10 protein-coding genes are annotated in these 12745 nt (G+C 67.4%); 5 read left to right on the plus strand and 5 right to left on the minus strand.

All coding sequences use genetic code 11. The annotated features are described in order from the left end of the window. Positions 1-295: 295 nt before the first annotated feature. Positions 296-1414, minus strand: a complete 1119-nt coding sequence (locus tag V5A38_RS11955; RefSeq protein ID WP_332325991.1) for a TRC40/GET3/ArsA family transport-energizing ATPase — start codon at positions 1412-1414, stop codon at positions 296-298. 277 nt (positions 1415-1691) lie between these two features. On the opposite strand from V5A38_RS11955, the gene V5A38_RS11960 reads away from it, so the two are divergent. After that, positions 1692-2330: a VTT domain-containing protein gene (locus V5A38_RS11960; protein WP_332325992.1), complete on the plus strand. Its 639-nt coding sequence runs from the start codon at positions 1692-1694 to the stop codon at positions 2328-2330. Between the two features lie 30 nt (positions 2331-2360). Here the strand turns inward: V5A38_RS11960 and gpmI are convergent, their stop codons facing one another. Continuing rightward, the gene (gene gpmI, locus V5A38_RS11965) at positions 2361-3890 is read right to left on the minus strand and encodes a 2,3-bisphosphoglycerate-independent phosphoglycerate mutase (RefSeq protein WP_332325993.1); all 1530 of its coding nucleotides are present in this window, start codon (positions 3888-3890) and stop codon (positions 2361-2363) included. A gap of 84 nt (positions 3891-3974) precedes the next feature. Between gpmI and V5A38_RS11970 the strand changes: the two genes are divergently transcribed. Then, positions 3975-6536, plus strand: coding sequence for a hypothetical protein (locus tag V5A38_RS11970; RefSeq protein WP_332325994.1), 2562 nt, complete (start codon positions 3975-3977; stop codon positions 6534-6536). 19 nt (positions 6537-6555) lie between these two features. Here the strand turns inward: V5A38_RS11970 and V5A38_RS11975 are convergent, their stop codons facing one another. Together V5A38_RS11975 and V5A38_RS11980 are read right to left on the minus strand one after the other, a co-directional pair. Then, positions 6556-7923 carry an NAD(P)/FAD-dependent oxidoreductase gene (locus tag V5A38_RS11975; protein ID WP_332325995.1) on the minus strand — a complete coding sequence of 456 codons (1368 nt, stop codon included), beginning with the start codon at positions 7921-7923 and terminating at the stop codon, positions 6556-6558. A 154-nt stretch (positions 7924-8077) separates the two neighbouring features. Continuing rightward, complete coding sequence (locus V5A38_RS11980) at positions 8078-9955, minus strand: prolyl oligopeptidase family serine peptidase (protein ID WP_332325996.1); 1878 nt, start codon at positions 9953-9955, stop codon at positions 8078-8080. A gap of 129 nt (positions 9956-10084) precedes the next feature. Between V5A38_RS11980 and V5A38_RS11985 the strand changes: the two genes are divergently transcribed. Further along, positions 10085-10759, plus strand: coding sequence for a DUF1405 domain-containing protein (locus V5A38_RS11985; RefSeq protein WP_332325997.1), 675 nt, complete (start codon positions 10085-10087; stop codon positions 10757-10759). Positions 10760-10856: 97 nt separating this feature from the next. Then, a complete protein-coding gene (locus tag V5A38_RS11990; RefSeq protein WP_332325998.1) occupies positions 10857-11519 on the plus strand; it encodes an ArsR family transcriptional regulator in 663 nt (220 codons plus the stop codon). 4 nt (positions 11520-11523) lie between these two features. Here the strand turns inward: V5A38_RS11990 and V5A38_RS11995 are convergent, their stop codons facing one another. Further along, entirely contained in the window at positions 11524-12027 is a 504-nt protein-coding gene (locus V5A38_RS11995; protein WP_332325999.1) for a hypothetical protein, read from the minus strand. A 108-nt stretch (positions 12028-12135) separates the two neighbouring features. On the opposite strand from V5A38_RS11995, the gene V5A38_RS12000 reads away from it, so the two are divergent. Then, positions 12136-12745 (plus strand): asparaginase domain-containing protein (locus V5A38_RS12000; protein ID WP_332326000.1); only part of this gene is annotated, 610 nt, incomplete at its 3' end.

Consider the following 12745-nt stretch of genomic DNA (forward strand, 5'->3'; position numbering starts at 1 on the left):
CCGGCTCCGAGACGCCGCGATGCGGTTCATTCGGAATCGGGTCGCCTGATAGTGAGTACTGCGAGTCTGTCCCGCCGTGACCATCCGTGTCGGTGATGGGAGCCCCTGGACCGGCGGCGTTCGACACCGTCGACGACACTGTTCGCAGTAATCACTATGAGGCCGGAGAATCTCGCTTCGCTCGCGGCGTTTCCATCCACGCCAACCGCTCGCTCACGGGTCCCTCCACTCCCCGTTCGCGGTACCGAGGTGGGTTGCCGCCACTCGCTTCGCTCGCGGCGTTTCCCCACCTCGGTCAGTCCAGACACGCGGCCACAACACGGAGCGCCTCCTCGCCACGCACCTCGTCGGCCAGGAGCGGCACCCGTTTTACGTCGCGGTCCCGGAACAGCTTCGTCGCCCGACCCAGCGCGTCCTGCTGGACGCTCCACCGGCGCTGGCAGAACTCACAGTCCTCCAGGTTCGGCGTCGCGAGCCACGACTCGTCCACATCGGTGAGGTCGGCGATCTCCTGTGGATCCTCCATCACCCGGTTGACGACGAGTGTGCTCACCGGAATCTCGAACTCGTCGAGGCGCTCGACCAGCCGCTCGGACTCGGTAACGCTCATCTCCTCGGGCACCATCACGACTCGGAAATCCGTCCGCGCAGGATCGCGTAGCAGCGTCCGGAGGCGTTCGATTCGCTCCTTGAGTTCGTCCAGTTCCGGCGTCTCCTGGCTCCGGCCCTCGTCGCCGCCGCCGAACATCCCCTTCACGCCATCCATCATCCCGGAGAAGCGCTGCCGGAGCTTCATGATGCGGCCGACCATCGTATCGAGCATCTCCGGAAGCTGCAGCAGGCGGAGGGTGTGACCCGTCGGCGCGGTGTCGACGATCACACGGTCGAATCGCGGATCGTCCATATGCTCGATGAGCTTCTGCATCGCGGCGGCCTCGTCGGCGCCGGGCATCGTCCCCCCAAGCAGCGACTCCATTCCGCCATCACCGAGCATCCCCGCGATGTCGCCCACCGGTCCCTCGTCCTGCTGGGCCGCGAACATCCCCCCCTCCATGGCCGCGTCGGGGTCGATTTCGACGCCCCAGAGCGGAATCTCCTCGCGGATGCGACCCGGCTGGGACGGCACGTCGACATCGAGGGTGTCCGATAGCGAGTGGGCGGGATCAGTCGAGACGACGAGCGTGCGAGTCCCGTCTGCCGCCGACGCAAGCGCGGTCGCCGCCGCGCACGTGGTCTTCCCGACGCCGCCTTTCCCACCATAGAGCACGTACTCGGGTGCGTCGACACCCGCTGGGAGGCTGGCCTCCTGGGGTGCCTCGATTTCGGTAGCCTCCTCGGTCGACGCAGCGTCCTCGACCTCGACTGACTCCCCCTCGTCGACGGAGTCGACGGCCTCCACATCGATCTCGCTCATTGGGGGAGGTGGGTGACGGGCACTTGTGTGTCTCTCGGTCCTCGTCTGATCCGGTGGAGCAATCGCGATTTCCTGTGAACTGTTCTACTAGTTCGTGTCGCAGTTACTGAAAAGCGACAACAGAAGGGCCAACAACACCGTGACAGCCCCTGCCCGACAGCATCGCCCCCACCCTCCCAACCGATTCGCTCCCTTCGGTCGCTCCGCAAACAAAGATATTCAATACGGTCCTGCATTGGACCACAAACCCCATTCCGCTCGACTGAGGAGGGACGCTATGCAGCGACGTCATCGGTTGGGCGCCGGACTCGCGCTTCTCCTCGTCGTTGCCGTGGGTGCGCTCCTCACCTCGCCGCAGTGGCTGCTCGGGCGAGTGACGTGGCTCGCTGCCGACCCGGTCCGATTCGTTGGCGCGCTCGTACTACTCGCAGCAGTTCGGCCGTTTCTGGCATGGCCGACGACTCTGCTCGCCGTCGTCGTCGGCTACGGCTGGGGAATTGGCGGGCTGCCGCTCGCGCTTGCCCTCATCGTCCTCACCAGCGTTCCCCTCTTTCTGCTCGGCCGACGCTCGAACACAGGCGGGCGGTTCGCTGACGCCGGCGAGCGGGCCGTCGACGTCACTGGCGACCTGCGGAGCGTCGTCATCAGCCGGCTCTTCCCGGCCCCCTCCGACGTGGTGTCGTTCGCGGCTGGACTCGCGGGCGTCCCCCTCCGGGCGTTCGCGCTCGGGACCGCCATCGGCGAACTCCCGTGGGCCTTCGCGGGGATTGTCGCCGGCGAGTCGATCCAGACAGTGCTCGCAGAGGGGCTCGGTGCCGTGGTGAGCCCGCAGTTGGCCGTCGCAGCTGCGCTAGTCGGGCTCCTGCTCCTCGCGGGGCCGGTGTACCGGCACGCAACACAGGAATCGGCGCTCTGAGAGACGACTGTCCTACATGGGACACACAAACTACTGCAGCAGCGTCTCACCGGTCATCACCTCGGGTTGGGCCATCCCGAGCAGCAAGAGCAGCGTCGGCGCCACGTCCGGAAGCGAGCCACCGTCACGGATGGACAGGCCGGCGTCGTCGCCTTCGGCCGAGACGTAGATGAGCGGCACCGGGTTGAACGTGTGAGCTGTGTGGGGGGACTCCGGCGTCCCCATGTCGTCTGCGTTCCCGTGGTCGGCGGTGACGAGCAGGTGGCTCCCCACCGCTTGCGCGGCCTCCGCGAGCCGACCGAGTTCCGTGTCCACTGCTTCGACAGCCTCGACGGCGGCGTCGAAATCGCCGGTGTGGCCCACCATATCCGGGTTGGCGTAGTTCAACACAAGCACGTCCGGGTCACGCTCGGCATCGACGACAGCAGCGACAGCGGCGTCTGTCACCTCCGGCGCCGACATCTTCGGCTGGAGGTCGTAGGTCGCTACATCCGGGGACGGCACGATACGGCGCTCCTCGCCGTCGAACGGCTCCTCCCGTCCACCGTTGAAGAAATAGGTCACGTGTGGCGCCTTCTCGCTCTCGGCGACCCGGAGTTGGGACATGCCGGCGTTCGAGAGCAGCTCGCCGAACGGCTGCTCGGGGTCCTTCGGCGGGAACGCGACTGAGAACGGGTACGTCTCCTCGTAGCGGGTCATCGTCGCCAGATGAACGTCGGGCCGGTCGAGGACGAACGGCCAGCCCTCGGTATTGATTCCGGCGAGCAGCCGGCAGAGCTGGCGGGTCCGGTCAGCTCGGAAGTTGAACGCGAACGCGCTGTCGCCGTCCTGCAGCGCCGGTTCCCCGGCCACCGTCGTCGGTTGGACGAACTCGTCCGTTTCCCCACGAGCGTAGCTCTCCTCGACCGCGGCCACCGCTGAGTCGGTTTTATATCGTGCCTCACGGTTTACGATCGCGTCGTAGGTCTCCCGCGTCCGCTCCCAGTTGTGGTCCCGGTCCATCGCGTAGTAGCGCCCGGAGACTGTCACGATCTCGCCCGTTCCTGCCCGCTCGATGACGGTTTCGAGCGTTTCGAGATAGTCGACGGCGCTTTTCGGCGGCGTGTCCCGCCCGTCGGTGAACGCGTGCGTGACGGCGTCGACGCCGTGGTCGGCCGCGAGTTCGATGAGCGCATGGAGATGCGCCTGGTCCGAGTGCACCCCACCGTCGCTCACGAGTCCGAAAAAGTGGATGCGGCCGTCGTTCGCAGCGGCGTGGTCGAGGGCGTCGACGATGGCTTCGTTCTCCGCAATCGAGCCGTCGGCGATGGCGTCGTTGATGCGGGTGTAGGGCTGGCGAACCACCCGACCGGCGCCGATGTTGACGTGGCCCACCTCGCTGTTACCCATCTGGTCCTCCGGGAGGCCGACACGCCGACCGTGGGCGATCATCGTCCCGTACGCACCCTTCTCCCGGAGGCGGTCGAAGTTCGGCGTCGCGGCGGTGCCGACGGCGTCACGACCCTGCTGGTCGTCTGGGGCGAGCCCCCAGCCGTCGAGGATCACGAGTGCAGCCTTCATGGCTACCAGGTCGAGTGGCGGCGGTATCACGGCTTCGGTGGCGCTGCTTCGTGACAGTTCGAGAGACGGAGAGCCGACAGAACCTTGGGTGTTGGTTGGGAACTACTCCACAACATCCCCGTGCTCTCCAACGTCCCGGATCTGAGCCGCCGCCAACTCCTCGCCCTCCTCGCAGGCAGCGCCGGTGCCGTCGCGGGCGGAAGCTACCTGCTGAACGAGGACGACCCAGCGGCTGGCACCCAGCGCCTCGAAGACGAGGACGAGTCCCGGCGACTCGCCGAGGCCCACGCACCGACGCTCTACTTCGGAACGCGCGAGCGCTGGTTCCCGACCGACCCACGGTCGTACGCGAGCGAGCAAGACGGTGAGCGCCTCGTCACCGGCTTCGACGCCCTCGACGGCTACAGCTCCGACATGCGAGAGGCGGAGGCACCCCCGAACCCGATGACGTTCTACCAGGTGCTGGAGTATCCCGACTCCCCGCTCGCCTGCGTCCAGTACTGGTTCTACTCGGCGTTCGACCAGTTCACTACCAACTTCCACTGGCACGACTGGGAGGTGCTTCACGTGTACGTCGACCGGTCGATGAGCGCCGAGGGGTCGAGCGACGGAGCGGAGACCAGCACCGAGGCCGATGCGTCGACAGCATCCGGAACCGCGGGCGAAGACGACTCCGAGCCGGGCGTACCCGTCCTGTTGGTCGCGTCTGCGCACTCGCGCAAGATTCCAAACAACGAGTATATCGACCCCCCTGTCAAGCCCGCCGCCATCATCAGTGAGGTGGGCTCACACTCCAGTACGCTCGGGCTGAACGCCCAACCCTCGACGTTCCAGCGGACGAGCCTCGGCGACCTGGCGGCAGACATCAGCAACAACCCCGTGGAGATTATCGCGGGAGAGTCCTCGCTCCCGCTTGCCTACGGCCTGCCGCGGGACGAGGGGCTGAATCTCCCCTTTGCCGTTCCGGAACTGGAGGGCGAACCACTACCGTCTCACGATCAGCTCCCCAACCTCCAGCCCGGGGATCTGCTCCCCGCAGACATATCGGTGGAGTCCTACGACGCGCTCGCGAGCCCGCCCGAGAGCATTCCAAAGCGCGAGGGAGACTACTCGTTCGTTCCGGGCGCACGCGCGGACGTCGAGGGCGATGTGCAGTACGAACTCGTGCACATCGACGAAGTCCGCGATATCGACGGGTTCACCGGCCCCACACTCAGCTTCAGCTTCCGCGTGCCGGAGTTCGCCGAGGACGCCTTCTCGAAACATCTCAGTACGCCAGGCGTCCCGTGGGACCAGGACCGGTTTACGAAGCCGACGACAGACATCAGCGATCCACAGCATCGCGCAGCGCTCGCTGAACGGTACGAACCAATCAACGAGGGCGGTAGCGCGAGCCGAATCCTGGGCGCCGTCCGGGAAGCGACCGGCTCCGACGACGCGCCCGGCTCCAACGGCGTCTCGCTGCTCGGTCCCTCCATCGAGATGGTAGCACTGCTGGAGAGCGAACCGGAAGCCGTCCCCTCGTTCACCGGTTTCATCGCCATCGAAGACCCGCCGGAGGGCGAGCACCGCTTCACTGTCAACGGCGCGGGGATGGCGCCCTATGGCCAGTCGCTGACCGTCGACGGCGAGAGCGACACGCGCGTCGGCGTCGCGGGCGAGGTACCGATGGCGTCGAACGAGGAGGCCGTGAAAGTCGAGGGCGAAACCGCCGACGGCTCGGCGCTGGACGCGCTCTCGTTCGACGACGACTTCGCCGGCACGTTCTACGACGCCAAACCGCCGGGTGAGGAAGGCACGTTCGGCATCTACGCCCACCGCGACGGTGCCTACACTACCGAGGTGCGTGACGAGAACGGAAACCGGGGCGCACGCCGGGTGAACCCGAACGCCGACGACGAGACGATCGGCCTCGACCGCATCGAGACGGGAAAAGCCCCGCTCGCGGACTACCTCGTCCGGTTCCTCGTCGTGACCCGCGGACAGGCGGCCGTCTTCGAGGACGGCACTCCTCGGGGCATCGACGACGTGCCGACCGGGCAGGACGTCACGGACGCTGTGGTCAGGAACGCGGTCTCGGCGGCGGAGAAAAACGCCGGCGATATCGTCGAGAACGTCGAGGAGGAACTCGAGACGGTGCTCAGAACCGACCGGCCTACCGGAACGAACCAAACCGAGACAGATCGCGAGAGGGACACGGAGACACCGACGAGTACGGCCACCGCAACTGCGGAGGCGACGGCCACTGAGTCCGAGGGGACGGTGACCGGGACGGAAACGACGGAATCGTCCACAGACTCGGGCGCGACAGCGACTGAGGAAGCGACTGAAACGCCCACCGACTCGGACGTGACAGCGACCCAAACGGGGACCGACACCCCTGTCGACCCGGCCGGAACGGGGTTCACCGGCGTGCTCAAGTCCATCGATGCCTCGCTGCTCGTCGCCGTTGCGGCCCGCGAGAACGCGAGAGTAGGCAAGACGGTGCAGGCCGACAGGCGACTCGAGGCGCTCGGAAAACGGTTGGTCGCCGTGCAGGCGGCAGTCGAGCGGAGCAAGAGGCTTCCCGAGAAGCTCGGGCCGCTGGCCAGTAACCGGGTCGACCAGATGCTCTCGCGAGTGCAGGCGGCACTGGACGCGGACTGAGAGCTGACGGGTCGGGTCGTCACTCGGTCCGGCGGCGTATCTCCGCGGCCGCCCGCTCGCCGGAGCGAACGGCGCCGTCCATGTGGCCGTACCACTCCGTCGCCGTCTCCGCGCCCGCCCAGTGGATGCGACCGACCGGCTGACGGATGTGTTCCCAGCAGGCGGTGATGGTCCCGGGCGTCGGATAGCCGTGGTACGCGCCCCGGGAGTACATCTCCCCGGTCCAGGCCCGGTCGAGATAGTTGACCGGCGCGGCCAAGCGCTCGTCCTCGAACAGCGAGACCAGCTGCTCGGTGAGGGCCGCGCGCCGCGCCTCGCGGTCCCGTGAGGCCCACTGCCGCGCCGCGTCCCCACAGATGAACCCGACCAGGCGCCCCGTCTCCCCGTCCGGCTCGCCGTCGTCGAAGTAGTAGTGGGCCGGGCCGGCATTGTCTTCGGCGAATCCCGAATAGCCGCCCGCACGCCAGAACGGGGCCTCGTAGCCCAGGAGGCACTTCACCACCGCGCCGTTGGGCATCCGCTGGCTGAGTTCGTCCCGACCCGGGGGCAACGGCGGGTCGTAGGAGAGCCGGCCGGCGAGCGTCGGCGGAAGCGCCACCACGGCGTAGTCCGCACGGTAGTCCTGCTCGGGTGTGCGGACGGTCACGCCGTCGTCGTCCTGTTCGATGCGGCGGACGGGCCGGTTCAGGCGGAGCGCTTCACCGAGTTCCTCGCCCAATGACTTTGCGATGGACTGCACATCGACGACAACCTCTGCGTGGGAATCCGAGTCGTGGTTCAGGCCGGCCACCATGTCGAACCCACCGGCGGTCCGAGCGTAGTAGCAAAAAAAGAGGAACGACAGCTCACCGGGCTCGGCGGTGTAGATGCCCGGGATCATCCGTTCGAAGGCCGCCGTGGCCTCTGGCGTGTCGAACCAATCGTCGATCCAGGACTGGAGCGTCGTTTCGTCCCACCGCTCGGCCGCCGGCGCCGCTTGTGGGGTCTCACGGGGTACCTGCTCGACACAGCGCTCGATCTCGTCGAAGGCGGCGAACAGTTCCGTCTCCGCCTTGTCGGATATCGACCGGAGGAGTTCGTCGTAGCTCTCAGCGACCCATCGCTCGTCGCCGAGCCGGCCGACAACGGCGCCGTTATCGTACTGCGGCCGGGTGTCGATACCGAACTCCTCGACGAGCGAGCGGATGCGGGTCTGGTCGGCGCCCACCCACTGGCCGCCGAGTTCGACCACGTCACCGTCCGCGGTGTGTTCGGAGGCCGTCTTGCCACCGACCCTGTCACGGGCCTCGACAACAACGGCGTCGAGCCCGTGGTCGAGAAGGCCCCGCCCCGCGGTGAGGCCGGCGAGGCCGCCGCCGACGATGACGGCGTCGCGCTGGTCAGTCATAGCTCACGGTTGCCGGCCGGCGTAATAGCTACTTCGCCAGCGCAGCGTCCATTTCGAACGAGTCCACAGGAGTCTCCCGGCGCCACCTACTCCCGCGGTGGGTGAAACGCTCCGCGCCACCTACTCCCGCGGTGGGTGAAACGCTCCGCGCCACCTACTCCCGCGGTGGGTGCGGGCTACTGCCGCCGTCGTCCGGGTCGATACCGAGATACTTCGCGAACAGGTCCGCACAGCGCGTGTACGCGTCGAGGACGTTCCCGCGCTGGCTGAACCCATGTGGCTCGCCGTCGTAGCGCTGGAGTTCGTGGCGCTTCTCGTGTTTCTCGAGTTCGTCACAGAGCTGTTCGGACTGTGACATCGGCACGCGGGCGTCCTCCTCCCCGTGGAGCACCAACACCGGGTCCTCGATGTCCGGGACATGCCGGATTGGACTGGCCTCCCGGTAGTTCTCCAGATCCGTCGAGAGGTCGCCCAGCTCGCGCTTCATCAGCTGCCAGCCGATGTCGTCGGTGTCGTCGACGAACGTCTCGTAGTCGTAGACGCCGTAGAACGCTGCGCCGGCGTCGAATCGGTCGGAGTTACCCAGCGCGTTCACCGTCATCAGGCCGCCGCCGGAGCCGCCGAAGATGCCGACTCGGTCGCCGTCCACGGCGGTGAACGCGTCGGCCGTCGCGTCGCCGGCGCCGATGACGTCGTCGAGGTCGCCGCCGCCCCAGTCGTCGTCGTTTGCGTTCCGGTGGTCGCGCCCGTAGCCGTCCGACCCGCGGTAGTTCGGCATCGCGACGGCGTAGCCAAGCGCCGCGAAATACTGCGAGCGGTAGTCCCAGCCGAAATCGTCGAACGCCGTCGGGCCGCCGTGGGGGTGGACGAGTAGCGGCACGGAATCTGGCTCGTCGCCGAAGCCGCCCACCGGCGGGTAGACGACCGTGTGGATGTCGCGGCCGCCCGAGCGGAAGCTGAACTCGGTCGGTTCGGCGAGGCGCTCCTCGAAGCCGACCGAACCGGTCGAAACCGCGGGCTCGCCCTCGCTGGCGTTCCAGGCCTGCGGCGGCGTCGTGGGGTCGCCGCGGACGGTGTGGACGTGCCCGTCGAGCCAGAACGGCGCGCTGTTCATCTCGTCACCATCCGAGAGCGTCTCGACATCTCCAGAGCGGTGGACCACCCGTACGTTCGCCCGACCCTTGTGAGATGCCGTCGCCGCCAGTCGGTCACCATCGGGATGCCACGCGGGATCAGCGACTTCGGTCTCCGCCTCGGCGTGGAGCGTCTCCGTCTCGACGGACCCCTCGGCGCCGGCCGCATCGGCGACCGCGGCGCCGTCGGCGTAGTAGAGTTCGTCGTAGCCGCTCCCGTCGTGGACGAACGCGACGCCGTCGCCATCGGGATGGGGCCGCGGGTTCTGAACCCGGACGACCTCTTCGTGGTAGAGTGTCTCCACCTCGTCGCCGAGGTCGCCGTGCTCGAACGGCACGCGCACGAGCGCGGACTCGAAGTCGAACAGGTCACGGTGGCGCGCGCGGACAGCGTAGAGGCCGTCGTCACCCCAGCGTGGGTCGCTGTAGAGGGAGTCGTCGTCGGCGACGACACGGAGGCTGCCGGTGTCGGGATCCACAACAGTGAGCGTGGCCCGCGAGACGGCGTCGGTGACCAGCGCGATGCCGTACTGGCCCCACGCGAGGCCGAGGTCGCCGCCGTCGTGGTGGGTGAGCGCCTCGACCCCTCCCGTCTCGGTGTCGACGGTGGAGAGGGTTCCCGATGCGCTGAGGAAGGCGACGGCGTCGCCGTCGGGCGACCACGAGAGCCACTGCTGGTCCCCGCGGCCGTAGCGCATCGCCATGACGCCCTCACTGGTGAGCCGGCGGTCGGTTCCATCCGGCTGATGAAGCCAGAGGTCGGTCTGGTCCTCTCGGTTCCGTGCGGAGACGATGCGGTCGTCTGTCGGCGACGGCGCCGCCTGGACTGCCAGGTCGGCCATCGCCATGTCGGCCAGCAGGCCATCGTGGTCGGTGTCACGCAGGTCGCGTCTGTACATGGAAACTGGGTCGGCCAGGCCGGGGTTAGGCGTTTGGTTCGCGGTAACTGCTGGCTCTCCGCTCACCGGGACCGGAGCCGAGGGCCGCGATAGCGGCACTTTTCCGCCCCCCGTCCCAGCCTTCGAGCGATGGACGCCGAGGACCTCGTTCCCCACCGAGCCGCGGAGTACTATCTCGGGAACGCGCCGAGTCTGGTCTGGCTGCTCGTCGCCGATGGGCTGGGATTTCTCGTCGGCGTGCGCTACTACGTCGAGACGATGCCGGATATATCGACGTTTCTCTGGCCGCTCTACGGCGACTCGCCGACAGCGATGGCCCTGTTCGCGCTCTCGCTCGCCACGCTGTTGCCGAATCTCGGGAACAAAGTCGCCGACGCACCAGTCAACGGTCCGCTGGCATATCTCCACACGCTCGCGTTCGCCAGTCTCGTAAAGTACGGACTCTGGACAGTTGTCGCGCTGAACCTGCATCCGGAGCTGTACATCGGGTTCGGCCTCGACGCGCTCTACAGCTACTGGGGGATTCTGCTCACCCACCTCGGCTTCGTCGCTGCGGCGTTACTAATTCCGGTGTACGGCGCCACAACCAAACGCGCGCTGGGGCTCACGGCGCTGTTCCTGTTCGCGAACGACGTGCTCGATTACGGCTTCGGCTACCACCCGCCGGTTCGCTACGAGCCGGGAGTTCCGCTGGCCGCCGCGACGACAACGTTGACACTCGTGGCCCTGGGTCTCGCCTGGTGGCTTCTTCCCCGGCTCACAGCAGTCAACGAGGGACAAAGTGCCGGCACTGGTGGTCGCTAAACCGCCGCCAGCGGGCGTGTCCAGCTGAATCTGCGTTTACCTGAAGTGAAGCCGAAGAGTGAGACAGCCTTTTTGCTCCCAACTGCGAAACGTACGTATGGACTCCGCGGTACTGCTGAACCTTCTGGGAAACGAGAACCGCCGGCGCATCCTGCGGTTGCTCTCCCACAAATCCTGCTACGTCACGGAGATCAGCGAGTATCTCGGGGTGAGCCCCAAGGCAGTCATCGACCACCTCAGGAAACTCGAAGAGGCGGGACTCGTGGAGAGCCACACCGACGATCAGCGCCGGAAATACTTCCACATCGCCCGGTCGGTCCGGCTGGAGGTGAGCCTCTCGCCACACAGCTTCGGCACCAAAAGCGCCTACCCGGCGAGCCGAAGCCTCGACATGAGCGGCCGGTGCCCGCACCTCGACCTGGAAATCGAACACGAGGAGGGCGGCGAGGGGCTCGAGGAGCTGGCGAAGGAGTTCGAGCGGCTCGAATCGCTGGAGAACGAGCTCTCGCTCGCCCAGCGCTGGGTCGACGGCCGGCTCAACGAGGTGCTCGACCGGCTCAACGGCCACATCGGCGCCGAGGCCGACTCGCGGTTCTACGCGGCGGTGCTCTCTGCGGTCGCCACCACCGACGGCACGCTTCCGAGCATCGCCGACGAGGTGAAAGCCGACCCCGCCGCCGTCGATGAGGCGCTGGACCGGCTGGTCGAGGGCGGACTCATCCGGAAGGTCGACGAAGCCGGCAAGTGGGCCCTGGCCTGACTGGCTACAGCGATTCCGTCAGACCGGCACGCAGGTCCCGACCGAAGTAGTAGCCCAGGAGCGATGTCGCCGCCCCGCTCCCGGCGCCGACGCCCGCGATGGCGATGCCGTACTCCTGAAGCAGTGACACCCCGACCGGCAGGAACGCGCCATCCAGGCTCGAAGAGACGACGACCAGTACCGCGACGATCGCGCCTGCGAGAGCCACCTCGAGATACTGCCGGCGCGACCGTACGACGCCGAACAGGAACGTCCCTGCGAAGACGCCGACGAGACGGCCGACAGTCCCAAGCAGCGGAAGCAGGCCACCAACCAGGCCGCCAGCAACGAGACCGACGACAACGAACAGCGACGCGAGGAGAAACGCCCGAGGCGAGAAAATGCGAGCAAGCCGGCGCCGGAGCCCGGCGAGTCGGGCCCCGGACTCCTCGGCGTCGTCCCGCTCCTCGGACCCATCGCTGTCGGTCGCGGCTCCCGTTTCGCGTTCCAGTTCGACTGACGACTGCATACTGCTATATGACCGGGCCGCGACCATGGCTCTTGTGCCTGGCTCGCCCTGTGACTCCACCGCCCCCGAGAAGGCAGTTTCAAGTCCGGCCGCCGGAAACTGAGCGGTATGAACGCAGGGGACCGCGTCCGCGTCGAACACGCGGACATCGTCGACGAGGGCGTCCTGATGCCAACCACGGATTCCGCGCATCTGGTCGTCAAACTCGAGGGGGGCTACAACGTCGGTATCGCCCGCGAGGACGCCGAAGTCGAGGTGCTGGAACAGGACGTCTACGACGTCGGGGGGAGTGGGGCCGGCGAGGGCGAACGGTCCGAGATCGAGTTCGGGGAGGGGCTGCCGACTATCGCCCTCATCTCCACCGGCGGCACCATCGCCTCGACCGTGGACTACCGCACCGGCGCCGTCACCGCGCAGTTCGACGCCGATGACGTGCTCCGGGCGGTGCCCGAGCTGGCCGGACGGGCAAACTACCGCGGCCGCGTCGTCGCCGACATCCTCTCGGAGAACATGACGCCCACGATCTGGCAGAATCTCGCCGAAGCCGTCGAGGAGGAGATCGCGGCCGGCGCCGACGGCGTCGTCGTGATGCACGGCACCGACACCATGCAGTTCTCGGCGGCCGCACTCTCATTCATGCTGGAGACGCCCGTGCCCATCGTCTTCACGGGCAGCCAGCGCTCGGCCGACCGGCCCTCCTCGGACAACGTCATGAACG

Source organism: Halolamina sp. (assembly GCF_036626355.1).
Taxonomy (GTDB): domain Archaea; phylum Halobacteriota; class Halobacteria; order Halobacteriales; family Haloferacaceae; genus Halolamina.

Bases quoted from the DNA above. Each gene is read 5' to 3' on its own strand.
- V5A38_RS11985 (WP_332325997.1), top strand. From the start codon at position 10,085: ATGGACGCCGAGGACCTCGTTCCCCACCGAGCCGCGGAGTACTATCTC.
- gpmI (WP_332325993.1), bottom strand. From the start codon at position 3,890: ATGAAGGCTGCACTCGTGATCCTCGACGGCTGGGGGCTCGCCCCAGAC.
- V5A38_RS11975 (WP_332325995.1), bottom strand. From the start codon at position 7,923: ATGACTGACCAGCGCGACGCCGTCATCGTCGGCGGCGGCCTCGCCGGC.
- V5A38_RS11990 (WP_332325998.1), top strand. From the start codon at position 10,857: ATGGACTCCGCGGTACTGCTGAACCTTCTGGGAAACGAGAACCGCCGG.
- V5A38_RS11955 (WP_332325991.1), bottom strand. From the start codon at position 1,414: ATGAGCGAGATCGATGTGGAGGCCGTCGACTCCGTCGACGAGGGGGAG.
- V5A38_RS11995 (WP_332325999.1), bottom strand. From the start codon at position 12,027: ATGCAGTCGTCAGTCGAACTGGAACGCGAAACGGGAGCCGCGACCGAC.
- V5A38_RS11980 (WP_332325996.1), bottom strand. From the start codon at position 9,955: ATGTACAGACGCGACCTGCGTGACACCGACCACGATGGCCTGCTGGCC.
- V5A38_RS11960 (WP_332325992.1), top strand. From the start codon at position 1,692: ATGCAGCGACGTCATCGGTTGGGCGCCGGACTCGCGCTTCTCCTCGTC.